Consider the following 20,582-nt stretch of genomic DNA (forward strand, 5'->3'; position numbering starts at 1 on the left):
GAACGCCAGCGCTTACGTCAGCGGCGACATCACGCCGCGCTGATAGGCGGGACGCTCGCGAAGGCGGGCGTACCATTCGGCCAGGTGCGGCAGCTCCGGGCGCTGGATCGGCAATTCGAACCAGGCGTAGATCAGCGAGCCCAGCGGAATGTCACCCATCGCGAATTTTTCGCCCGACAGCCACGGCTGCCTGGCCAGGGTGGCATCGGCCATCGCCAGGTAGTCACCGGCACGAACGATGGCCGCGCTGATCCGCGCTTCGTCGCGGTCGGCCGGGGCGGTTCGCATGATGCCCCAGATCAGGTCGGTGTACAGCGGCGCCATCCGCGAGGTGCTCCAGTCCATCCACTTTTCGGCCTGGGCGCGCTCCATCGGGTCTTCGGCGTACAGGGTACCCAGTGCGTAGCGGGCGCTCAGGTAGCGCACGATGGCGTTCGATTCCCACAGCGGCAGGCCGTGGTCTTCGATCACCGGTACCAGGCCATTGGGATTCATCGCCTGGTATTCCGGCGTCTGCGTGCCGCCATGGCTGCCACCGACTTCGATGGATTCATACGGCAGGCCGATCTCCTCGGCACACCACAGCACCTTGCGGACGTTGCTGGAATTGCGACGGCCCCAGATCTTCAACATGCGGGTAATCCTTGCTGGCAATGCGAGCGGCAACGATACCCCTGATCGGGCGGGGTGTGTGCATGCCGGATGCGGGATCTGGCATCCGGGAATTGCCGGCCAGCGGCCGGCACTACCGGTTCCTCGCTGGCCAGCGGCCGGCATTACCGGTTCTTTTTCGGCAGCGCGCGCACGTAGGACGACTTGCCATCCTTCTTCAGTTCGAACAGGCCGATCGCTGCCAGCAGATCGCTGAGCTTGCCGTAGCCATAGTTGCGCGGGTCGAACGACGCCTGGTTGCCGATCTGGCTGCCGACCGGGCCGAGGTGCGACCAGCCATCCTCGCCCTCGGCCGCGGACACCGCGCGGCGCAGCATCTTCACCAGCCGCGTGTCGCTGCGCATTTCCGCACCGCTCTTGCGCGGGCGCGCATCGTCGTTGGCCACCGGCTCGTTCGATGCCTGTTCGCCCGATGCCTGTTCGGTATCCGGCACGCTGGCATGGGTCTGGCCCAGCGCCTCCAGATAGGTGAATTTCGAGCACGCATTGACGAAGGGTTCCGGCGTCTTCTTCTCGCCGAAGCCATACACCTTCACGCCATCGGTCAGCAGGCGCATCACCATCGGGGTGAAGTCCGCATCGCTGGAAACGATGGCAAAGCCATCGAGGTTGCGCGCGTACAGCAGATCCATGGCGTCGATCACCATCGCCATGTCCGAGGCGTTCTTGCCCTTGCTGTAGGCGAACTGCTGGATCGGGCGGATCGCGTATTCGTGCAGCACGGCTTCCCAGCCCTTCAATCGCGGGCTCTTCCAGTTGCCGTAGGCGCGGCGCACGTTGGCCACGCCGTAGCGGGCCACTTCGGCCAGCACTTCGTCGATCTTCGAGGCCGGCGCATTGTCGGCGTCGATCAACAGGGCGATGCGCTTTTCCGGTTCGCTCATGGACTCCTCGCGGGCGGTTGCCTGAACCCGAGTATCGCCGATCCACGCGGGCGCTGACGTGACAGGCGGTCACCGTGAGAAGATGCCAGGCGCTTCCCCCAATGCCCCCACTGGAGTGAGTCGATGAGTCGCGAGCGCGTTCCCCACCTGGTCGTTGTCGGCGGCGGCTTTGCCGGTCTCTGGGCCACCCGTGCCCTGGCCCGCGAGCGCATGCGCATCACCCTGGTCGACCGCCGCAACCATCATCTGTTCCAGCCGCTGTTGTACCAGGTGGCCACCGCAGGCCTGTCCGCGCCGGATATCGCCGCACCGCTGCGCCACATCCTCGGCCACCAGCGCAATGTGGAAGTCCGCCTGGGCGAAGTGGTGGCCATCGACAAGCAGGCCCGGCAGGTCCGCATGGCCGATGGCAGCGCGCTGGACTACGACAGCCTGCTGCTGGCCACCGGCGCCACCCACGCCTACTTCGGCAACGACCAATGGGCCGATGATGCGCCCGGCCTGAAGACGCTGGACGATGCCATCGCGCTTCGCCGCAAACTGCTGCTGGCCTTCGAACGTGCCGAGGCCGAACCGGACCCGGCAAAGAAAGCGGCGTGGCTGAGTTTCGCCATCGTCGGCGGCGGCCCTACCGGCGTCGAGCTGGCCGGCACCCTGGCCGAAATCGCGCGGCATACGCTGCGCAATGAATTCCGCCACATCGACCCGGCCAGCGCCAAGGTGCGACTGGTCGAGGCCGGTCCGCGCGTACTGTCCTCGTTCCCGGAAGTGCTTTCGCTGAAGGCGCGCCGGCAGCTGGAAAAGCTCGGCGTGGAAGTGCTGACGGGTACCCCGGTGAGCGACATCGACAGCCAGGGTTTCAAGCTCGGCGATCAGTTCGTGCCGGCACGCACCGTGGTGTGGGCCGCCGGCGTGGCCGCTTCACCACTGGCGCGCACGCTGGAGGTGCCGCTGGACCGCGCCGGGCGTGTGCAGGTGCAACCGGACCTGACCCTGCCCGGTCATCCCGAGCTGTTCGTGGCCGGCGACCTGGCGGCGCTGAACCAGGCCAACGGCAAGCCGGTACCCGGTGTGGCGCCCGCGGCCAAGCAGATGGGCAAGTACGTGGCCGAGGTCATCCGTGCGCGCCTGCACGGCACGCCCGAACCCGGTCCGTTCAAGTACGCCGACTACGGCAATCTGGCCACCATCGGCCGCATGGCCGCCATCGTGCACCTGGGCCGACTGCAGCTGTCGGGCATCCTGGCCTGGTGGTTCTGGCTGGCCGCGCACGTGTTCTTCCTGATCGGCTTCCGCAACCGCATCGTGGTACTGCTGAACTGGGCGGTGGCGTACTGGAGCTACCAGCGCAGCGCGCGCATCATCTTCGGCGATGACCAGGACGACCGGCGGCCCAGGCGCTAGGCCCCGGGCCCCGGCGGCCTTCACGCACGTGCTGCTAGCGTAAGCGGGTCGCTCATGGAATGAAGCCGCATGGACCTGCTGAAATGGTTGCCCGCCCTGATCGCGGTCGCCCTGCTCTCCGGCTGTCCTGCGGGGCAGTCGCAGGCGGAAGTCTCCGCCCACTCGCCAGCACCCTCTCCCTCTCCGCGCCTGTCACCCGGTACCTACTCGACCGAACGAGGATGGGGACAGCTGCTGCTTCAGGCACGCCCTGGCAGCACGGCGCTGCAGTTCCATCTGGAGACTGAATCCTCCGGCGCCGGATGCAGCCTGGCGGGCACGCTCGGCGACGATCTGCAGTCTGTCGCGGTGGATCCCGCACCTGGCGCAGCGCAATGCCTGCTCACGATGCAACCTACCGCCCAGGGCATCGAGATCGGTACGCGCACGGGCGATGCCTGCGCCGCCTACTGCGGCAGCAACGGAGGATTCAAGGGCCACTACCTTGTGGTGAGCGACCGTTGCATGACGGACAACGTTGCCGCCGCGCTGCGCAAGGCCGCTGAAAAGACCGCGCCGTATTCCGCCGCCGGCACCGCCAGCACGCTGGAAGCGCTCCAGGCGTCCTGCGCGGACACGCTTCCATTGAGCACGATCGCCGACATCAGGCTGGCGATCGCTTCGGCCCAGCATGAGGCAGGAAACAACGCGGCCTGCCAGGCCGCACTGTCGCCCTATGCCGAGGACGCCGCGCGCAGTGATGACGAACTTGCAGACGGAATGTCACCGGCTGCAGCGGACGAGTACGTCGCCCTCATCGCATCCGTGCGCGAAGCGCTGAAGTTGTGTGGACGCACCGCCAACGGCAGGGAGAACAACCCATGAGCACGGCACCGCAGGATCGCCCGCAGCTCAGTGATGCGCAGCTGCGCACACTGGCCTACTTCGCCATCGGCGTGGCGTCCGAGGGCAGCAACGCCGGCCGCAATGTGGCCTATCAGCTGTCCTTCGCCGGCAACATCAGCGGCAATGTCATGACGCCGGTGGGCAACAGTGGTTTCTCCATCGGCACGCTGCAGACCGATCTGGGCCAGCACCCGGAGGTGGCGACCCAGCTGGTGGACGCCTATCAGCGCTGGGCACGCCAGCAGCAGCCCTCGCTGGAGCTTGATGCACGCCAGCGGCAGCAGACGGTTTCCGACCTGCAGCGCGATGGCGACGGCATCAGGGCGCAGAACGGGCGCGCCCTGGATGGGACCATCCGCGGCCATCTGAACACCTTTCTCGCATCCAGCGACGGTGTTGCGTTCGTGCATGCACACGATGTCAGCCAGGTCGACCGCCTGCTCCGCCACGGCGATGGCCGCCGGGATCCTGGCGGCGCGATGCAGCAGCTGCGCGGCACCGACCTGTACCAGCATGCGTCGCTGGATGACCAGGCCAAGCTCGCCACCATGCTGATGAAGCTGGAGAACCAGGCAGGGTTGAGCCGCTATCCAGGCGTTCTGCGATCGATTGCCAGCGGCGACCTGGCCAGCGTGGATGACGTCAAGACACGGATCGACGGCATGCTTCCCAACCGCGTCGTACGCGGCAGGGAACAGCCCGACTACCTGGAAAGCGGCGTTGAGCACGCCCTGAAGGGCACCGAGGTCTTCAACCGGTTGCGGGCCGCAGGGCCGGGCAATCCGATGCGCGATGTGTTCGCCGGTGTTTCCGCCGACCCGCTGGCCAGCCCGGTGGCGCTGGCCGCCGATCGTGCACATCCCGAGGCCCTGCATCGTTACGAGGTGGTCAAGACCCTGTTCCTGCAGAACACCGAGGCACCGGCCTACCTCGATGCCCTGCAGCACGGGCGCTCACATGCTTGGGGCCGCCCGCAGGCGGCAGGCAACTCGCCGGCCACCGCCGGCCTGTACGCCTCCGGCGATGATCTGGTGATCTGGAACCGGGATGGTCGCGGCCACGCCTTCATCGATGGCCAGTGGTCCACCGTGCCGCGTGCGGAACTGCATCGCCAGCAGAATGCCGACGGCTCCATCGACCTCAACCGCGCCCCGCGCAACGGGATGCCCGAACAGCTGCTGCACGTCGAACCCGCACAACCGGAGCGACGGCGAGCCGCGCTTTCCGACCCGCTGCTGCAACAGGCCGAGGAGGCGGTACGACGCCTGCAAGACAGCCAGGCCCAGCCTTTCGGCGAGAACGCGCAACGCCTTGCAGCCAGTTCGACCTGCCTGGCCCGCGAGGCCGGGCTGACACGCATCGACCATGTCGTGCTGGGCGCCTCGCCTTCGCAGGACGGCAGGGCGGAAACGCTCTTCGTCGTGCAGGGCGATCCGTCCGACCCGGCCCATCTCAGGGCACAGATGCCGGCCGCGCAGGCATTTGCCACCCCTGTGGACACGTCATTGGCGCAGCTGCAGTCGCTGAATGACGCACATCGACAGACCGATGCGCGGTCCCGGCAGGAGGAGCAGGATCACCAGAGCACCCTGTCCCAGCAGGCGCGGTCAGTCTGATCCGCGTCCATGCGACGGTCGGGGCGGGCAGTACCCTTGGGCCCGAGCCGTGCCGGCGATCTGCCGTGAAGACCAGTGCCGGGTGATCCAGATGGTCAATGCTGCCGAGCTCAGGTGCCAGCGCAGCATGCTGTGGCGTGGATGGTGCCCGAGGTGGACGCGTGCGATCCAGGAAGCTTCGAGTTCGACATCGGGCACGTTCACCTTCGCATTCACTCCCACGTGGCGCGCCATGAATCGCCATGGATCCATCGGTACGTGGTGGGCGTAGCTCGCAGCACCACACGCGCCGTCGCTCCGCGTGGAATCGACAGGTTGCGGCCGGCCCTCGGTCGCGACCAATCCCAGCAGATACACCAGGCCCGGCAGCAGGGCCAGGAAGGTCAACAACAGAAGCAGCGCAATCCACGCCCGGGCCGCGGCACGCATCGGTCACTGCGCCTTCGGCTTCGGATACCACAATGCGTTGACGATGACCCAGCGCTGGTCGAAACGGCCCATGTGGAAGTAGTCGACAAACCATGGGGTTTCCAGTCGCACCGAGGCGGCGTTGCCGGTTACATCCAGCACGGTGCAGCGGCGGTCCCATTGCTCCTTCGGGGTCTTCAGCGCGCCCTGCTTCGTCAGTGAGACCAGCTCTTCCTTCGACATCCGGCGCAGGCCGAGGCGCTCATCGGGTGTATCACCGAGGACTGCGCGCTTGGCCAGGTCCGGGTGCAGGGACCGGGCGACGCGCTGTGGGTCCGCCTCCAGCTGGCCGTCGACGTAGTCATGGCAGGTGGCTTCGATGGCCGCGATGGTGGCCGGGTCGGCGGCGGGACTTGTGGCTGCGGAGAGGGCGAACAGCAGGGCGATCGTGGACATCCGGGTCTCCAGCGCTGAGAGCTGGACGATCATGGCATGTGCAGGGCGCATCCACGCATGGCGTGGATCTACCGTAGGGCCGAGCCCCTGCCCGGGTCCTGCAACGGGCAGGCGGAACAGCAGCCGAGCGCGGGCTCGGCTCTACAGAAGCCGGGCGTCCAAGGCCTGCAGCCAGGCCAGCTTGCGCTCGCGCGGCTGCTGCTTGAGTTGCCATTCGGCGCGCGAGGCGGCGGCACGGTCCGGGTATTCGCGCACGGCCAGCACGCGCAATGGCGGCCGGGCCCGGGTGTAGCGCGCGCCCTTGCCCGCCTGGTGGGCGGCGAAGCGCGCGTCCACGTCGGTGCTGATACCCGCGTAGTAGCTGCCATCACGGCATTCGAGCAGGTACAGGAACCACGGGCGGGGGGACGGGGGCATGCCGGGATTATGCCGTGCTGCACTGCAGCGGATATACTGGCGGCCGAATGCAGGAGAGAGGCGCCGCGCTGGCGCCCGCCGAAGGCGCAGGCTCCCATGATCGCTCAGGCCGGTGGGCTGGAATCCCACCAACCATGCATTCGACTCGCCGAGCTGGAGAGAGGTCACCGGGCACGCCCGGGACGATCCGCCGAAGGGGCACGCGGCCCACACCGCTGAACTCTCAGGCAAAAGGACAGCGGGAGCGGCACCGGTCATCGTCATCCCGTCATTGCGCAGGCAGTGGCGGTAGTCGCGCATGGCCGGCCCCACCGCGCCCGGAGCCTGCCCCATGCTGCTGTCCATCATCTACCTGATCGCCATTTCCGCTGAAGCCATGACCGGCGCGCTGTCCGCCGGCCGCCGCCGCATGGACCTGTTCGGCGTGGTCATGATCGCCTGCGTCACCGCCCTCGGTGGTGGTTCGCTGCGCGACATCCTGCTCGGCCACTACCCGCTGGGCTGGGTGAAGCATCCCGAGTACCTGGGCTTCACCGTGTGCGCGGCGCTGATCGCTACCTGGGTGGCCCGCTGGATGCACCACTTCCGCCGCACCTTCCTGGTGCTGGACGGGCTGGGCCTGATCGCCTTCACCCTGATCGGCTGCTCGATCGCACGCGAGGCCGGCCATGCCACCCCCATCGTGCTGATCGCCGGCATGCTGACCGGTGCGTTCGGCGGCGTGCTGCGCGACATCCTCTGCAACGAAGTACCGCTGATCTTCCAGAAGGAGCTGTACGCGATCATCGCGCTGCTGACCGGCGCCGCCTACCTGTTACTGCTGCACTGGGGCGTAGCCGACGCCACCGCGATCCTGTGCTGCCTCGGCGGCGGCTTCGCGTTGCGCCTGCTGGCGATCCACTACCGCTGGGAAATGCCGAAGTTCGTGTACCACGACGAAGTGCATTGAACGATAGCGTGTTCGCCGGGCATGGCCCGGCGCTACCCTTCGCGCGCTGCACCACCCCGGCGATGTACCTGGCGCTGTCGCACATACGCAGCGCCAGGCGCATCGCCGGTGCGGACGGGCCGGCCTCCAACTCCGACCGACCCTGATCGCGGCCGCACCCCCGCAGGCGCTGGCCGCCATCCACACACGTGCCGCACTCAGGCGGCTTCCATCAGGCTGCTTCGGACACCTTCACTTCGCGGCGGGCGCGCACGGCCGCGGCCAGTCGCTCCAGCACCGTCACGGTGGTGTCCCAGTCGATGCAGCCGTCGGTGATGCTCTGGCCGTAGACCAGCGGCTGGCCTTCCACCAGTTCCTGGCGGCCGCCGACCAGATGGCTTTCGATCATCACACCGACGATGCGCTGTTCACCGTCTTCCAACTGAACGGCGATGTCCTCGATCACCTTCGGCTGGTTGTCCGGGTTCTTCAGGCTGTTGGCATGGCTGGCGTCGATCATCAGGCGGGTCGGCAGCTTGGCCTTGGCCAGCGCCTGGCAGGCCTCGGCGACGCTGCCCGCATCGTAGTTCGGCTGCTTGCCGCCGCGCAGGATCACATGGCAATCCGGGTTGCCGGTGGTCGACACGATGGCGGTGCCGCCCTGCTTGGTGACCGACAGGAAGTGATGCGGATTGGAGGCCGCACCCACCGCGTCGGCGGCGATCTTCACGTTGCCATCGGTGCCGTTCTTGAAACCGACCGGGCACGACAGCCCCGAGGCCAGTTCGCGGTGCACCTGGCTTTCGGTGGTGCGCGCACCAATGGCGCCCCAGGCCACCAGATCGGCAATGTACTGCGGCGAGATCACGTCGAGGAACTCGACGCCGGCCGGCAGGCCCAGCTTGTTGATGTCGCGCAGCAGACCACGGGCGATGCGCAGGCCCTTGTCGATCCTGAAGCTGCCATCCAGGTCCGGATCGTTGATCAGGCCCTTCCAGCCCACCGTGGTACGCGGCTTCTCGAAGTACACGCGCATGACGATTTCCAGCTCGCCGGCCAGCGCATCACGCAGCGGCTTCAGGCGCTGGGCGTATTCGATGGCGGCGTGCGGGTCGTGGATCGAGCACGGGCCGACCACCACCGCCAGGCGGTCGTCACGGCCATGCAGGATCTGGTGCAGGGCCGCGCGCGAGGCGCTGACGGTGTCGGAGGCTTCATCGTCACACGGTAGCATCGCCAGCAGCTGGGCGGGCGGTGTCAGCGGTTCGATGGTGCGGATACGCAGGTCGTCGGTGTGCGGGGGCATTGCGGGGGTTCTCCGGAACGTTGGGGGTCCCCAGCGCGGCGGCATGAAAAAAGCCGCCAGGTTCGCTGGCGGCTTTCGGGAATGCGTCTGAAGCTTTCTTCAGGGTGAGCGCAGTCCTTCCTCCGCCAGTGGCTTCGGAAAGTAATACCAGTAAAAGCTGGTGGGGGCTGCGTTCATGGGTTCTATTGATAGCACAGCTTCTGCGCAGTGCAAAATGTTTCATCCGCAACTGGGGGCGCGGTTCAGCGAGTCGCGCACCTGGGCCATCCATGCGGCGCCAGGCACGCGAAGTCGCTTATCTGCCATGCACTTCCACATCCAGCAGCAGGCCTTCATGGATGTCGGCCCAGCGCTCCAGCACGCGCCCCAGTTCCTGCCGGGCCTCATCCAGCTGCTCGGGATTGAGCAGGGAACGGGCGGTGTAAAGGTCGGACACCAGCCGCCGCAGGAGCGGTTCCGGGATCGCCACCGACGGCCCTTCCACCTGCGGCAACTGCAGTGCCGGTGTGTCGCCAAGCGGGCCGTACAGCGTTACCTGGAGCGTGCTCTGCATGATCGACTTCCGTGCGGATGGACAGGGGCAATGCACTGTTTACCGCGTCCGGGTGACAGGCGCATGTGCCATGCGCGTCCGGAGGCGCCGCTACAAGGCAGCCAGATCGGCCAGGTGCTGCCCCATCCCATCGTCCGCGCCGACGACATTGGTGGTGGCGAAGTACTGATGCCAACCGGTGGCGGCAATGCCTTCCACCAGGGCATCGGCGTCTTCCCGGCTCGCGCACCTCCAGACAGCGTAGAACTGCTCGCTGCCGCCGTGCGCTGCATCCGCGGCCACGCGGCCCATCGCCACCGGCGTGACGCGGGCCGGATCGAACTGCTGCATGCCGGCACCGATGCGGGCAAAGAAGGCGGTGCGCTGGTCAGGCGGGAGCGCAGTCCAGGCAGGGGTGGCTGTGTAGAGCTCGATGAGGATGTGGGACATGAGGTTCTTCCTTGAGGGTTTAAGGGTTGCCGGCCAGCGGCCGGCACTACCGCAGCGAGCGTAGTGCGCGCCTGCGGATGTAGGCGTTGGCGCTGCCGTCGTGTTCACGCTGCCAGCGCGCGCACAGATCGCGCAGCCAGCGCGGCTGGGTCTTGCCGGCATCGTTGAGCCAGTTGCCCACGGAGTCCTGAACGTAGCGCTCCGGGTCGTTGGCCAGTGCTTCAAGCAGCGGCAATGCACGTTCCGGGTGCTGCTTGAACAGCGCGATATGGGTCGCCCAGACGCCGCGCGGGCGCAGCGCCTCGCAGGCGAAACGACGCAGATAGGGTGATGCTTCCTGCGTCCATGGCTGCAGGCACTCCAGCGCCTGCAACGGTGCAGCAACGATATCTGCACGCAGCGCGAGCCACGCCCACTCACGCACGCCGAAGTGCGGATCATCGGCCAGCGGACGCATCGCACGCAGCTTGGCCGGTAACGTTGCGCTGGCATCGCTGCCAATCAGGTAGCAGGCCCAGCCACGCACGGAATCGGACGCATGATCCTGCCATTGCTCAGGAGCGCCCTGCCCGCTTTCGCGCAGCAACCGGGCAGCCAGGGCCATGCGCTGGGTGATGCCCTTGCCTTCAGCATCGCGCATGCGGTGCAGCGCGTCATGTTCAAGTGCGGGTGCCACCGCCTGCAGCAGCGCAGCGAAATCCACCGCCAGGCATTCGGCCAGGTGGCTGGCGGCAACGCTGCCAGTGTTGAGCGCATTCAATCGCTCAGCCGTCAGGGGCCCGCTCATGCCCCACGACCTGTATCGGTGTGCTGCCAGACCTTGTGCAGCAGCTGCGACAACTGCTGCTGTTCTTCCGCGTCCAATCCGCTGAACAAGCCGCCTATCCATAGCGTGTGCTGGTTGAACAGCGCCTCGGCCAGGCGTTTCCCCTGTGTGGTCAGCACGATCTGCAGGCGCCTGCCATCTTCGGCGTCACTGCGCCGCTGCAGCAGCCCTTCGCGCTGCAGGCCATCGATCAGGCCACTGATCGTGGCGCGGGTGACACCTGCGCGCTCGGCCAGTTCATGCGGTGGCAGCGTGCCACCGGCACCGTGCAGCAGGAAAAGCACGATGAAACGCCCTTCACTGAGCCCGTGCGGCGCCAGGCGTGTGGCGCAGTCGCGATCGATGGCCGATGACAGCGACAGCAGCTGGAAACACAGGCGCAGCTGCGCGACGCCAGTATGGCCGCGCCGTTGCGCTTCATCCAGCAGGGCACTGTGCTTGGCTTCCAGCATGGCTCCATCCAACATGATTAGGCGCCTAATCATATGCTGGATAATAGGCGTGACGTCAATATCCCGGTGATATCAGGAAACCGGCCCCAGCAGCAGGCGTGCGATCAGTCCGCCGCCATCACGCTGCAGCAGCAGAAGCTCGCCCCCATGCCGTCGTGCGACGTTGGCCGCCACCGCCAGGCCCAGGCCGGTCCCACCCGTGGCGCGGCTGCGCGAGCTCTCGCTGCGCTGGAAGGGTTGCAGCAGGCGTGCGCGGTCGTCCTCGGCGATGCCCGGACCGCGGTCCATCACATCCAGCTGCATCCGATTGCCTGCCATGGCGGCGTGCAGGTCTACCGCACCGGCGTAGCGGTCTGCGTTGTCGATGAGGTTGTCGATCGCCCGCCGCAGCAGGAGCGCGTCACCCTGCCACGGCAGGGTATCCGGTCCCTCGATGGAGATTTCGACGCCGCGCAGCAGGGCACTGTGCACGCATTCCTCCAGCAACGCGGCCAGATCCAGCGGCCGCAACTGCAGTGGTTGCAGTTCGCCGCGTGCGTAATCGAGCACCTGCTCGATCATCGTATCCATGCGTTCGATGTCAGCCACCATCCGCGCGGCCTGTGCCGGCGGTGCGAACTCCGCACGCAGGCGCAGGCCGGTCAACGGCGTGCGCAGGTCGTGCGCTACTGCGGCCAGCATGCGCGTCATGTCCTGGGCCTGTTCGCGCAGGCGCTCGCGCCCGGTGCTGATCGCTGTGGCCAGCATCTGTACTTCGCGTGGGCCGTCGTCCGGCAGTGGTGTGCCGTCCTGCAGTTCGACCTGTGCACTGGCCTCGGCCAGCCGCCGCAATGGCCGTCCCAGGCGGACCGATGCCCAGGCGGCAAGGGGTGCCAACAGCACGGTCCCCGCTACGAGCGCCAGCACGACCTGCCGGCGCCACGCCGCCAGGTCGCTGTGGTCGCTGCCGACCACCTGCCATCGGCCATCGGCTTGGCGCACCGCCAGTTCAAAGGGTGACCATTGCATCTTGGTCAGCACTGACACCTGCGCCTGCAACGCGTCCGTCCGTGCATTTCCATCGAGTTCCATGCCGCCTTCGATGACCTTCACATCAGGCGCCTTGCCGCGGCCACTCCAGACCAACCGCACGTGTTCCAGCGGCAGGCCCATCTGCGATGCAACCAGGTGGGTGAGCCAGCCATTGCTGCTGCCCTGCGGCGGCGACGCACGGGTTTCGAGATGCAGCCCCAGCGGCATGGCGGGCCGTTCGCCACGAACGACCTGCATGGCCTGGTCCAGCCGCATGGGGGGCGGTGCGGGTCGTGGCATCCAGCCCACCACCGCGACGCTGACCAGCGTGGCCAGCAGCAGGCTGGCCAGGGCCACCATCGCGATCCAGCGTGCAGTGGACCAACGAGCCCTCACAGCACATGTACCTCGGCGCCGAAGCGATAGCCTTCGCCGCGCAGCGTCTGCACAAGCGCTTCCGCGCCGGGAGCCGCCTGGCCCAGCTTGCGGCGCAGCCGGCTGATCGCCAGATCGACGGCGCGGTCGACGCTGTCGCTGTCTTCGCCATGGGTCAACTGCAGCAGCTGCTCCCGTCCCAGCACGCGTCCGGGGCGCTCGGCCAACGCCAGCATCAGGGCGAACTCCCCCCGGCTGAGCGCGAGTTCACGGCCATCGGGTGTGAACAGGCGGCGCTGATCGGGTAGCAATCGCCAGCCGGCAAACCGCAGCTCGCTGGCGACCTGGGCGCGCAGCTTGTCCTGCCGGCGCAGCAGGGCACGCACCCGCGCCAGCAGTTCGCGTGGATCGAACGGCTTGGCCAGATAGTCGTCCGCTCCCATTTCCAGGCCGATCACGCGGTCCGGTGTGGCTCCCATCGCCGACAGCATCAGGATCGGGATGGCCCGCGCCTGCAGCCGGCGGCACACCGACAGGCCGTCCTCGCCGGGCATCATCCAGTCCAGGATGATGGCGTCCGGACGCTCGTTCAGCAGCAGGAGATCCAGGCCTGCAGCGTCGGCTGCCACGCGCACCTGGTAGCCATGCAGCAGCAGGCAGTCGGCGATCGCGTCACGGATGCTGGCATCGTCATCGACAACGATGACCCGGGCAGGAGTGTTCATGCAGCCAGTATCCCGCAGGCGTGTATCAGGACGGTATCAACGCCGATATTCGCAGGATACGCCGATGCGCGCCAATAGGCCTCCACTCCTACTCCGGAGATCCAACGTGCGCCTTTCCGTTCTGCCCCTGCTTGCCGCTGCATTCCCCGCGCTGGCCGCCGCCCCGCCTGTACACGTGCTGCCGATGTGGATGCAGGGCAACCATCCGGCAGTGGCCGTCTCACTGAACGGAAGCGCCGAACCGCTGCGCTTCGTGGTCGACAGCGCGGCTGGGGTCACCCTCGTCGACGGTCGGGTAGCCCGCCGCCACGGGCTGGAGGATCCCCTGTCCGCCACCACGCATGCGCAGGGGGCCAGCGCCCAGAGCGCGGCGCTGCAGCGCATGCACACGACCTCCTGGCGGATTGGCGGATGGCAGCTGCGCGTCAGCGGTGTGCAGGCCGACCTTTCCAATCTGCAGAAGGACGATGACCCCGCCGTCGACGGCCTGATCGGCAACGACCTGACCGGCCGTTGGGATACCCGCTGGGACTTCAGCCGTGGTGAGCTGGCGCTGTGGAAGCCCGGGCAGCTTGGCGTCGATGGTCGCCAGTGCCAGGCCAATGCACTGCCTGATCGGCGCGACGGCCTGGAACACTTCGCCTTCATTACCGTGAAACTGGGTGAGGCGGGAGTGGAAGCCATCGCGGTGGTCGACACCGGTGCCGCGCAGACCGTGCTCAATGCCGAAGCCGCCCGCGCACTCGGCCTGCGCATCGACGGCAGCGATGAGCGCCTGCGGGTCCGCGAAAAAGGCACGCAGGGACTGGGGGGCCAGCCGCAGGCGACGTGGTTGTACACCCTGTCCGGCATGTCCGGCACCGGTTGGCAGCACCCGGCGATGGAGGTCAGGATCAGCGAACTGTCGGTGTTCAGGTCCATCGGGCTGGAGGCTCGCCCCGCACTGATCCTCGGCGCCGACGCCATGGTCGCCAGTCAGGTGGACATCAGCGCCGGCGCCGCCCGGATCTGCCTGCGCCAGCCGGCGGTGACGTGACCCCGGCGTGCCATGACGCGGACCGCGGGCTGGCGTAGCATCGCGCCACGTCCCGCCAGGAGGTCCACGCATGCGCCGTGCTGCCCTGTTGTTGCTGACGCTGTTCCCGCTGGCCGTGCTGGCCGCACCACCCCCGGTACCCTCGCCGGCCCGCATCGATGCCGAAGTGCAGCGGCTGATGCGGGCCGCACAGGCGCGTGGCCTGGCGCTGGCGGTGATCGATGGCGGCAAGGTGGTGCACGTGGCTGCCTACGGCGAACGCAACGCCGCAGGCGAGCCGCTGCGCACCGATACGGTGATGTATGCCGCCTCGCTGACCAAGATGGCATTCGGCCATCTGGTCGCGCAGCTGGCGCAGGACCGCAGGATCGATCTGGATGCCAGCATCGCCACAGCGCTCGACAAGCCGCTGCCGGACTATCCGCCCGAAACGAAGAAGTACGCCGACTACAGCGTGCTGGCCGATGATGCACGCTGGCGCCAGCTCACCCCTCGCCTGCTGCTCAACCACGCCAGTGGCTTTGCCAACTTCGGGTTCCTCGAACCGGACGGCCGGCTGAAGTTCCACTTCGATCCGGGCAGCCGCTACGGATATTCCGGCGAAGGGTTGATCCTGCTGCAGTTCGTGATCGAGCGCGGGCGGCTGGGCGAAGATGTGGGCACGTTGATGCAGCAGCGGGTGTTCGACCGCTTCGGCATGACCCGCACCAGCATGATGTGGCGCGAGGACTTCGCCACCAACCTGGCAGACGGCTGGACCGTGGAGGGCACCGCCGAGCCGCACGATGAGCGTAGCCGCGTGCGTGCGGCCGGTTCGATGGATACCACCATCGCCGACATGGCCCGTTTCGCCGCTGGCTACGTGCGCGGCGATGGATTGTCAGCGGCGATGCGCAGGGAGCTGGTGCGGCCGCAGCTGCAGATCACCACCGCCAGCCAGTTCCCCACCCTGCAGCCGGAGCTGCCGAAGGCGCAGCAGCGCAAGGACCTGGCGGCTGGCCTGGGCGTGGTGACGTTCCGTGGCCCGCAAGGCGCGGGCTTCTACAAGGGCGGCCACGATGACGCGGTGGGCAACACGCTGGTGTGTGTGGAGCGGCAGCAGCGCTGCGTGGTGATCCTGGGCAACGATGTGCGCGCCGAAGCGACCTTCCCGGCGCTGGTGGCCTTCGTGCTGGGCGACACCGGCGTACCGTGGCGGTGGGAATACGGCGCAGGGAAGGTGTTCGTGAAGTAGATCCACGCCATGCGTGGATGGCTTCTGCTCAACGCGCCTGCTCGAAGAACATCAGGTAGACCAGCCGCCCATTCTCCGGGCGGTCGCCGAAGGCCGGGCCAGCGGTATGCCAGAACCACGGGCGCAGGAGCACCAGCCGGTTGAAACGCATCGGGATGCGCATCGTCATCTCCCACTGGCTGTCGTCGACGCTGTCGCGCTCGATGATGTCGCGGTGCATGTCGCCGCCATTGGCGTAGCCCAGCGCGGCCAGCTCGTGGGCGTTCAGCGCCATGCGCTCGGTGTTGGTGCGGCGATGGCGGAAGAATTCGGTGCCGCCTTCGCAGTGCTCCGGAGCGCTGAGGTAGAGGATGCCGGACCAGTGCGAATGATCGGTGTGCACCTTGGCGCGACCGACATCGCTGGCCAGGGTCAGCCGGAACTTGCCGTGCGACTGCAGCGGATTGACTGGCCGCAGCGGCTCGTTGACCAGCCGCGATGCGGCCTCGGACAGGCCATCCAGCTCCAGCCGTTCGAGCGAATTACGGCCGGGGAACGCGCCCTCCTGCGCCGGGTAGGTCAGGCCCAGGCCGGCCTGGCGCAGGCCGTGCGCATCGGCCGGAGAGAGGAAGTCGTCGACGACGATGAACGAGGTAGGCATGGTCGCCGAGCGTAGCGACGCGGCGCCATGGCGGCAACCGGGCAACAAAAAACCCCGCCTCGCGGCGGGGTTTTTTGTTGCATCGGGGAGACGCGCCGACCAGGGCCGGCAACGTCCGACGCGGGCATGGACCTTAGAAGTCCATGCCGCCCATCCCACCCATGCCGCCCATGCCACCGGCGCCACCCATGGCCGGCTCGTCCTTCTTCGGAGCTTCGGCAACCATGGCTTCGGTGGTGATCATCAGGCCAGCGATCGAAGCCGCGTTCTGCAGCGCCGAACGGGTCACCTTGGTCGGGTCCAGGATGCCGAACTGCAACATGTCACCGAACTCGCCCGTGGCGGCGTTGTAGCCGAAGCTGCCGGTGCCTTCCTTGACCTTGTTGATGATGACCGACGGCTCTTCACCGGCGTTGGCAACGATTTCGCGCAGCGGGGCTTCCATCGCGCGCAGGGCGATCTGGATGCCGTGGTTCTGGTCTTCGTTGGCACCCTTCAGGCCGGCCAGTGCGGTGACCGCACGGACCAGGGCAACGCCGCCGCCCGGGACCACGCCTTCTTCAACGGCTGCACGGGTGGCGTGCAGGGCGTCGTCGACGCGATCCTTCTTTTCCTTCATTTCGATTTCGGTCGAAGCGCCGACCTTGATCACGGCAACGCCGCCAGCCAGCTTGGCCACGCGTTCCTGCAGCTTCTCGCGATCGTAATCGGAGGAGGTGTCCTGGATCTGGGTCTTGATCTGGCCGACGCGTGCGTCGACGGCGGCCTTGTCACCCACGCCATCGATGATGGTGGTGTTTTCCTTGGAAACCTGCACCTTCTTGGCACGGCCGAGGTCCTTGATGGTGGCCTTTTCCAGCGACAGGCCAACTTCTTCGGAGATCACGGTGCCGCCGGTCAGCACGGCCATGTCTTCCAGCATCGCCTTGCGACGGTCGCCGAAGCCCGGAGCCTTGACGGCCACGACCTTGACGATGCCACGGATGGTGTTGACCACCAGGGTGGCCAGCGCTTCGCCTTCGACTTCTTCGGCAACGATCAGCAGCGGCTTGCCGGCCTTGGCGACGCCTTCCAGCACCGGCAGCAGGTCACGGACGTTGGAGATCTTCTTGTCGTGCAGCAGGATGAACGGGTCATCCAGGTCAGCGGTCTGCGACTGCTGGTTGTTGATGAAGTACGGGGACAGGTAGCCGCGGTCGAACTGCATGCCCTTGACCACGTCCAGCTCGTTGTCCAGGCCCGAGCCTTCCTCAACGGTGATCACACCTTCCTTGCCGACTTCCTTCATCGCGTCAGCGATGATCTGGCCGATCGACTCGTCCGAATTGGCCGAGATGGTGCCGACCTGGGCAATCGCCTTGTCGTCAGCGGTCGGCTTGGAGATGGTCTTCAGCTCGGCAACGGCGGCCACGACGGCCTTGTCGATACCACGCTTGAGGTCCATCGGGTTCATGCCGGCGGCAACAGCCTTGGCACCTTCGCGGATCAGGGCCTGGGCCAGCACGGTGGCGGTGGTGGTGCCGTCGCCCGCGTCATCGTTGGTGCGCGAAGCAACTTCCTTCACCATCTGCGCGCCCATGTTCTCGAACTTGTCAGCCAGTTCGATTTCCTTGGCGACGGAGACGCCGTCCTTGGTGATGGTCGGGGCGCCGAAGCTCTTTTCCAGCACGACGTTGCGGCCCTTCGGGCCCAGGGTGGCCTTGACGGCATTGGCGAGAACGTTGACGCCGCGCACCATGCGCGAACGGGCGTCTTCACCGAAACGAATATCCTTGGCAGCCATTGCGATTACCTCGATGTTTGCACCGGGCCGGGCCCGGCGACGAAAAGGGATGTCTTACAGAAAAGCAGGTCGCGCCGAGGCTCAGCCGATGACGGCGAGCACGTCGTCTTCGCGCAGGACCTTGTACTCGACGCCTTCGCTCTTGTACGAGCTGCCGGCGTACTGGCCGTAGATGACCTTGTCGCCGACCTTCAGCGACGGCGCACGCACGCTGCCGTTGTCCAGCGGCTTGCCCGGGCCGACGGCCACGACTTCACCCTTGGTGGACTTTTCCTTGGCCGAATCCGGAATGACGATGCCACCGGCGGAGATTTCGTCGGCTTCGATCGGCTTGACCACAACGCGGTCGTGCAGCGGCTTGATGCTCATGAGAGACCTCTTAAGTTATTGATTGGTCTGAAAAAGTCTGGCGATGTTAGCAGTCGCACCGGGCGAGTGCCAGCAACGCGCGTGAAAAAGCCCGACAAGTCGGGAGCACGACAGAGATGGAGACCTCCACAGGCCTTTCAAGGGCCGGTCCCGAAATTTTTCTCCGGACCCGGAAACATCCTTCCCTGCGTGGACGCCTGTATAGGGATGCAGTGCGGCAAGCCAAGGGGGGAACGGGTGACATTTGGTGACCAATGTCCCACTGTCAGATATCTGACGTTCATTTACGACAAAGTGTCACTGGATCGGCCTTAGGCTCGGCCGCGCATTCCCAATCACAAGGAGTAGTCGATGCGATTGCTGTCCCCGCTTGCCGCCGCCTGCCTGCTGGCCCTGGCCGCTGCGCCGGCCCAGGCCGAGGTCTTCATCAATGAACTGCACTACGACGACAGCACCGCCGCCGGTGACGTCGGCGAAGCGATCGAGGTCGTCGCCACCGCCGGAGAGGACCTGTCCGGCTATCGGCTTTACCTCTACAACGGCAGCAATCCTTCGGCTGCCGCGGTCTACGCCAACAACCCGGTCCCGGCCGGCACTGCCGCAGGCTGCGGCAGCGCGACCATCGCCGTGGTCAACTACCCGACCAACGGCATCCAGAACGGCCCGAATGACGGCATCGCCCTGGTCGATGCCAGCGGCAAGGTGGTCCAGTTCCTCAGCTACGAGGGCGCCATCACCGCCTCCGGTGGCCCTGCCGCCGGCATGACCAGCCAGAACATTCCGGTGGCCGAGACCAACAGCACGGCCCCGGGCACCTCGCTGCAGCTGACCGGCAGCGGCAGCCAGTACGCGCACTTCACCTGGGCCGAGTCGGCCAGGCAGACCTTCGGCAGCTGCAACAACGGCCAGACCTTCAGTGGTGGCGGCACCCCGGGCCCGAACACGCCGCCGTCGGTGTCCACCACCACCCCGGCACAGGGCAGCAGCACCTTCCCGGCCGCGGCCGATCTGGAAGTGGTGTTCAGCGAGACGGTGAACCTGGCCAGTGGCGCCTTCGCGCTGAGCTGCGGCACCTCCGGCAGCGTGCCGCTGACCTTCCCGGCCAGCGGCCGCAGCGTGAAGCTGTCCACCAACACCGCGCTGGTGGCCGGTGAGGCCTGCCGCTTCGATATCCGCGCCGCGCGCATCACCGACCTGCAGGGCGCGCACCCGGCCGCCGACAGCCGCATCGCCTTCACCGTGGCCAGCACCGGCGGCAATCCGGACCCGGGCAACCCGGGCGTGCCGGCCGGCTACTACTCGAAGGTGAACACCTCCAGCCCGAGCCAGCTGCGCTGCTCGCTGCACGCCACCATCAAGGGCCACACCGCCTACCCGTACAGCGGCTCGGGTACCAGCACCTGGACCATCTTGGAGATTGCCGACGAGGACCCGAACAACCCGAACCGCATTCTCGACGCGTATCGCAACCGCAGCTACGCCAAGGTGACCGATCGCGCCGGCAGCGGCAGTGGCCTGAAGTACAACCGCGAACACACCTGGCCGAACTCGCTGGGCTTTGCCAGCACCACCGGTGACAAGGGCCTGCCGTACGCGCCGTACACCGACACCCACATGCTGTACCTGACCGATGCACAGTGGAACGCCGACCGTGGCAACAAGCCGTTCGCCAAGTGCGACGCCAACTGCGGCGAGCGCGCCACCGAGGCCAACAACGGCCAGGGCGGCGGCAGCGGTGGCTATCCGGGCAATTCCAACTGGGTGCGCACGCCGGACGGCAACACCGGCACGTTCGAGGTGTGGGGCAAGCGCAAGGGCGACATGGCGCGTGCAGTGATGTACATGGCCATCCGCTACGAGGGCGGCAAGGATGCGGCGACCGGCCAGTCCGAGCCGGACCTGGAGCTGACCGACGACCGCAGCAAGATCGTCAAGACCAGCAGTTCGCCGGCCTACATGGGCCTGCTGTCCACGCTGATCGACTGGCACCTGTCCGACCCGCCGGATGATGCCGAACGTGCGCGCAATGACGTGGTCTACAGCTTCCAGGGCAACCGCAACCCGTTCATCGACCACCCCGAGTGGGCGACCCCGGGCCTGTTCACCTCGGCCAAGCCGGCGACCTGCCAGCTGGCCAACTGACCGCGCAACGCAGCGGTCCACTGCCGCCGCC

General features: G+C 67.0%; 22 protein-coding genes and 2 riboswitches. Of the genes, 7 read left to right on the forward strand and 15 right to left on the reverse strand.

Annotated features, from left to right (window positions below; translation table 11 throughout):
• Positions 1-12 precede the first annotated feature (12 nt).
• A complete protein-coding gene (locus ACZK29_RS19575; protein ID WP_087802538.1) occupies positions 13-633 on the reverse strand; it encodes a glutathione S-transferase family protein in 621 nt (206 codons plus the stop codon).
• Between the two features lie 143 nt (positions 634-776).
• A complete protein-coding gene (locus tag ACZK29_RS19580; protein WP_111204626.1) occupies positions 777-1,556 on the reverse strand; it encodes an NYN domain-containing protein in 780 nt (259 codons plus the stop codon).
• A gap of 123 nt (positions 1,557-1,679) precedes the next feature.
• Here ACZK29_RS19580 and ACZK29_RS19585 point away from each other — a divergent pair, with 123 nt between their 5' ends.
• The 3 genes from ACZK29_RS19585 to ACZK29_RS19595 all read left to right on the forward strand — a co-directional run bounded on the left by ACZK29_RS19585 (position 1,680) and on the right by ACZK29_RS19595 (position 5,461).
• Entirely contained in the window at positions 1,680-2,960 is a 1,281-nt protein-coding gene (locus tag ACZK29_RS19585) for an NAD(P)/FAD-dependent oxidoreductase (RefSeq protein WP_111204627.1), read from the forward strand.
• A 69-nt stretch (positions 2,961-3,029) separates the two neighbouring features.
• A complete protein-coding gene (locus ACZK29_RS19590; protein WP_111204628.1) occupies positions 3,030-3,824 on the forward strand; it encodes a hypothetical protein in 795 nt (264 codons plus the stop codon).
• The gene (locus ACZK29_RS19595; RefSeq protein ID WP_111204629.1) at positions 3,821-5,461 is read left to right on the forward strand and encodes an XVIPCD domain-containing protein; all 1,641 of its coding nucleotides are present in this window, start codon (positions 3,821-3,823) and stop codon (positions 5,459-5,461) included. Before ACZK29_RS19590 ends, ACZK29_RS19595 begins: the two co-directional genes overlap by 4 nt.
• Here the strand turns inward: ACZK29_RS19595 and ACZK29_RS19600 are convergent.
• The 3 genes from ACZK29_RS19600 to ACZK29_RS19610 form a co-directional block, all read right to left on the reverse strand.
• Positions 5,453-5,890: a hypothetical protein gene (locus tag ACZK29_RS19600; RefSeq protein ID WP_111204630.1), complete on the reverse strand. Its 438-nt coding sequence runs from the start codon at positions 5,888-5,890 to the stop codon at positions 5,453-5,455. The genes ACZK29_RS19595 and ACZK29_RS19600 overlap by 9 nt on opposite strands.
• 3 nt (positions 5,891-5,893) lie before the next feature.
• Positions 5,894-6,325 (reverse strand): nuclear transport factor 2 family protein, encoded by a 432-nt coding sequence (locus tag ACZK29_RS19605; protein WP_111204631.1) that lies wholly within the window; start codon positions 6,323-6,325, stop codon positions 5,894-5,896.
• Between the two features lie 141 nt (positions 6,326-6,466).
• Complete coding sequence (locus ACZK29_RS19610; protein WP_111204632.1) at positions 6,467-6,742, reverse strand: GIY-YIG nuclease family protein; 276 nt, start codon at positions 6,740-6,742, stop codon at positions 6,467-6,469.
• A gap of 40 nt (positions 6,743-6,782) precedes the next feature.
• Positions 6,783-6,872: riboswitch (glycine riboswitch) on the forward strand.
• Positions 6,873-6,885: 13 nt separating this feature from the next.
• Positions 6,886-6,989, forward strand: a riboswitch (glycine riboswitch).
• 84 nt (positions 6,990-7,073) lie between these two features.
• Between ACZK29_RS19610 and ACZK29_RS19615 the strand changes: the two genes are divergently transcribed.
• Positions 7,074-7,691 carry a trimeric intracellular cation channel family protein gene (locus ACZK29_RS19615; protein WP_099554504.1) on the forward strand — a complete coding sequence of 206 codons (618 nt, stop codon included), beginning with the start codon at positions 7,074-7,076 and terminating at the stop codon, positions 7,689-7,691.
• Positions 7,692-7,902: 211 nt separating this feature from the next.
• Here the strand turns inward: ACZK29_RS19615 and ACZK29_RS19620 are convergent, their stop codons facing one another.
• The 7 genes from ACZK29_RS19620 to ACZK29_RS19650 form a co-directional block, all read right to left on the reverse strand.
• The gene (locus ACZK29_RS19620) at positions 7,903-8,976 is read right to left on the reverse strand and encodes a 3-deoxy-7-phosphoheptulonate synthase (protein ID WP_053509967.1); all 1,074 of its coding nucleotides are present in this window, start codon (positions 8,974-8,976) and stop codon (positions 7,903-7,905) included.
• Between the two features lie 295 nt (positions 8,977-9,271).
• Positions 9,272-9,529 (reverse strand): hypothetical protein, encoded by a 258-nt coding sequence (locus tag ACZK29_RS19625; RefSeq protein WP_049426991.1) that lies wholly within the window; start codon positions 9,527-9,529, stop codon positions 9,272-9,274.
• A 90-nt stretch (positions 9,530-9,619) separates the two neighbouring features.
• Entirely contained in the window at positions 9,620-9,958 is a 339-nt protein-coding gene (locus tag ACZK29_RS19630; RefSeq protein WP_111204633.1) for a DUF6616 family protein, read from the reverse strand.
• A 46-nt stretch (positions 9,959-10,004) separates the two neighbouring features.
• Positions 10,005-10,745 (reverse strand): DNA alkylation repair protein, encoded by a 741-nt coding sequence (locus ACZK29_RS19635; RefSeq protein ID WP_111204634.1) that lies wholly within the window; start codon positions 10,743-10,745, stop codon positions 10,005-10,007.
• Positions 10,742-11,236: a MarR family winged helix-turn-helix transcriptional regulator gene (locus ACZK29_RS19640; protein WP_111204635.1), complete on the reverse strand. Its 495-nt coding sequence runs from the start codon at positions 11,234-11,236 to the stop codon at positions 10,742-10,744. The genes ACZK29_RS19635 and ACZK29_RS19640 overlap by 4 nt, the downstream gene beginning before the upstream one ends.
• A 72-nt stretch (positions 11,237-11,308) precedes the next feature.
• Entirely contained in the window at positions 11,309-12,607 is a 1,299-nt protein-coding gene (locus ACZK29_RS19645) for a sensor histidine kinase (RefSeq protein WP_111204636.1), read from the reverse strand.
• Between the two features lie 32 nt (positions 12,608-12,639).
• Entirely contained in the window at positions 12,640-13,347 is a 708-nt protein-coding gene (locus ACZK29_RS19650) for a response regulator transcription factor (RefSeq protein WP_049432076.1), read from the reverse strand.
• A 106-nt stretch (positions 13,348-13,453) separates the two neighbouring features.
• Between ACZK29_RS19650 and ACZK29_RS19655 the strand changes: the two genes are divergently transcribed.
• A complete protein-coding gene (locus ACZK29_RS19655; protein ID WP_478446379.1) occupies positions 13,454-14,383 on the forward strand; it encodes an aspartyl protease family protein in 930 nt (309 codons plus the stop codon).
• Positions 14,384-14,453: 70 nt separating this feature from the next.
• A complete protein-coding gene (locus ACZK29_RS19660) occupies positions 14,454-15,617 on the forward strand; it encodes a serine hydrolase domain-containing protein (RefSeq protein ID WP_478446380.1) in 1,164 nt (387 codons plus the stop codon).
• Positions 15,618-15,645: 28 nt separating this feature from the next.
• Here the strand turns inward: ACZK29_RS19660 and ACZK29_RS19665 are convergent, their stop codons facing one another.
• The 3 genes from ACZK29_RS19665 to ACZK29_RS19675 form a co-directional block, all read right to left on the reverse strand.
• A complete protein-coding gene (locus ACZK29_RS19665) occupies positions 15,646-16,257 on the reverse strand; it encodes a DUF6445 family protein (protein WP_005411225.1) in 612 nt (203 codons plus the stop codon).
• A 133-nt stretch (positions 16,258-16,390) separates the two neighbouring features.
• The gene (gene groL, locus ACZK29_RS19670; RefSeq protein ID WP_014038666.1) at positions 16,391-18,040 is read right to left on the reverse strand and encodes a chaperonin GroEL; all 1,650 of its coding nucleotides are present in this window, start codon (positions 18,038-18,040) and stop codon (positions 16,391-16,393) included.
• An 81-nt stretch (positions 18,041-18,121) separates the two neighbouring features.
• Positions 18,122-18,409, reverse strand: a complete 288-nt coding sequence (locus ACZK29_RS19675; protein WP_006396661.1) for a co-chaperone GroES — start codon at positions 18,407-18,409, stop codon at positions 18,122-18,124.
• A 351-nt stretch (positions 18,410-18,760) separates the two neighbouring features.
• On the opposite strand from ACZK29_RS19675, the gene ACZK29_RS19680 reads away from it, so the two are divergent.
• Entirely contained in the window at positions 18,761-20,551 is a 1,791-nt protein-coding gene (locus ACZK29_RS19680; RefSeq protein WP_111204639.1) for an endonuclease, read from the forward strand.
• Positions 20,552-20,582: the final 31 nt, after the last annotated feature.

It is taken from the genome of Stenotrophomonas sp. 89682_Sma, from assembly GCF_056481405.1.

Excerpts from the sequence above, each read along its gene's own strand:
- ACZK29_RS19630 (WP_111204633.1), bottom strand. The coding sequence starts at position 9,958 with ATGTCCCACATCCTCATCGAGCTCTACACAGCCACCCCTGCCTGGACT.
- ACZK29_RS19600 (WP_111204630.1), bottom strand. The coding sequence starts at position 5,890 with ATGCGTGCCGCGGCCCGGGCGTGGATTGCGCTGCTTCTGTTGTTGACC.
- ACZK29_RS19645 (WP_111204636.1), bottom strand. The coding sequence starts at position 12,607 with ATGGTGGCCCTGGCCAGCCTGCTGCTGGCCACGCTGGTCAGCGTCGCG.
- ACZK29_RS19625 (WP_049426991.1), bottom strand. The coding sequence starts at position 9,529 with ATGCAGAGCACGCTCCAGGTAACGCTGTACGGCCCGCTTGGCGACACA.
- ACZK29_RS19665 (WP_005411225.1), bottom strand. The coding sequence starts at position 16,257 with ATGCCTACCTCGTTCATCGTCGTCGACGACTTCCTCTCTCCGGCCGAT.
- ACZK29_RS19675 (WP_006396661.1), bottom strand. The coding sequence starts at position 18,409 with ATGAGCATCAAGCCGCTGCACGACCGCGTTGTGGTCAAGCCGATCGAA.
- ACZK29_RS19610 (WP_111204632.1), bottom strand. The coding sequence starts at position 6,742 with ATGCCCCCGTCCCCCCGCCCGTGGTTCCTGTACCTGCTCGAATGCCGT.
- ACZK29_RS19595 (WP_111204629.1), top strand. The coding sequence starts at position 3,821 with ATGAGCACGGCACCGCAGGATCGCCCGCAGCTCAGTGATGCGCAGCTG.
- ACZK29_RS19575 (WP_087802538.1), bottom strand. The coding sequence starts at position 633 with ATGTTGAAGATCTGGGGCCGTCGCAATTCCAGCAACGTCCGCAAGGTG.
- ACZK29_RS19590 (WP_111204628.1), top strand. The coding sequence starts at position 3,030 with ATGGACCTGCTGAAATGGTTGCCCGCCCTGATCGCGGTCGCCCTGCTC.
- groL (WP_014038666.1), bottom strand. The coding sequence starts at position 18,040 with ATGGCTGCCAAGGATATTCGTTTCGGTGAAGACGCCCGTTCGCGCATG.
- ACZK29_RS19580 (WP_111204626.1), bottom strand. The coding sequence starts at position 1,556 with ATGAGCGAACCGGAAAAGCGCATCGCCCTGTTGATCGACGCCGACAAT.
- ACZK29_RS19605 (WP_111204631.1), bottom strand. The coding sequence starts at position 6,325 with ATGTCCACGATCGCCCTGCTGTTCGCCCTCTCCGCAGCCACAAGTCCC.
- ACZK29_RS19660 (WP_478446380.1), top strand. The coding sequence starts at position 14,454 with ATGCGCCGTGCTGCCCTGTTGTTGCTGACGCTGTTCCCGCTGGCCGTG.
- ACZK29_RS19615 (WP_099554504.1), top strand. The coding sequence starts at position 7,074 with ATGCTGCTGTCCATCATCTACCTGATCGCCATTTCCGCTGAAGCCATG.
- ACZK29_RS19585 (WP_111204627.1), top strand. The coding sequence starts at position 1,680 with ATGAGTCGCGAGCGCGTTCCCCACCTGGTCGTTGTCGGCGGCGGCTTT.
- ACZK29_RS19640 (WP_111204635.1), bottom strand. The coding sequence starts at position 11,236 with ATGCTGGAAGCCAAGCACAGTGCCCTGCTGGATGAAGCGCAACGGCGC.
- ACZK29_RS19620 (WP_053509967.1), bottom strand. The coding sequence starts at position 8,976 with ATGCCCCCGCACACCGACGACCTGCGTATCCGCACCATCGAACCGCTG.
- ACZK29_RS19635 (WP_111204634.1), bottom strand. The coding sequence starts at position 10,745 with ATGAGCGGGCCCCTGACGGCTGAGCGATTGAATGCGCTCAACACTGGC.
- ACZK29_RS19680 (WP_111204639.1), top strand. The coding sequence starts at position 18,761 with ATGCGATTGCTGTCCCCGCTTGCCGCCGCCTGCCTGCTGGCCCTGGCC.
- ACZK29_RS19650 (WP_049432076.1), bottom strand. The coding sequence starts at position 13,347 with ATGAACACTCCTGCCCGGGTCATCGTTGTCGATGACGATGCCAGCATC.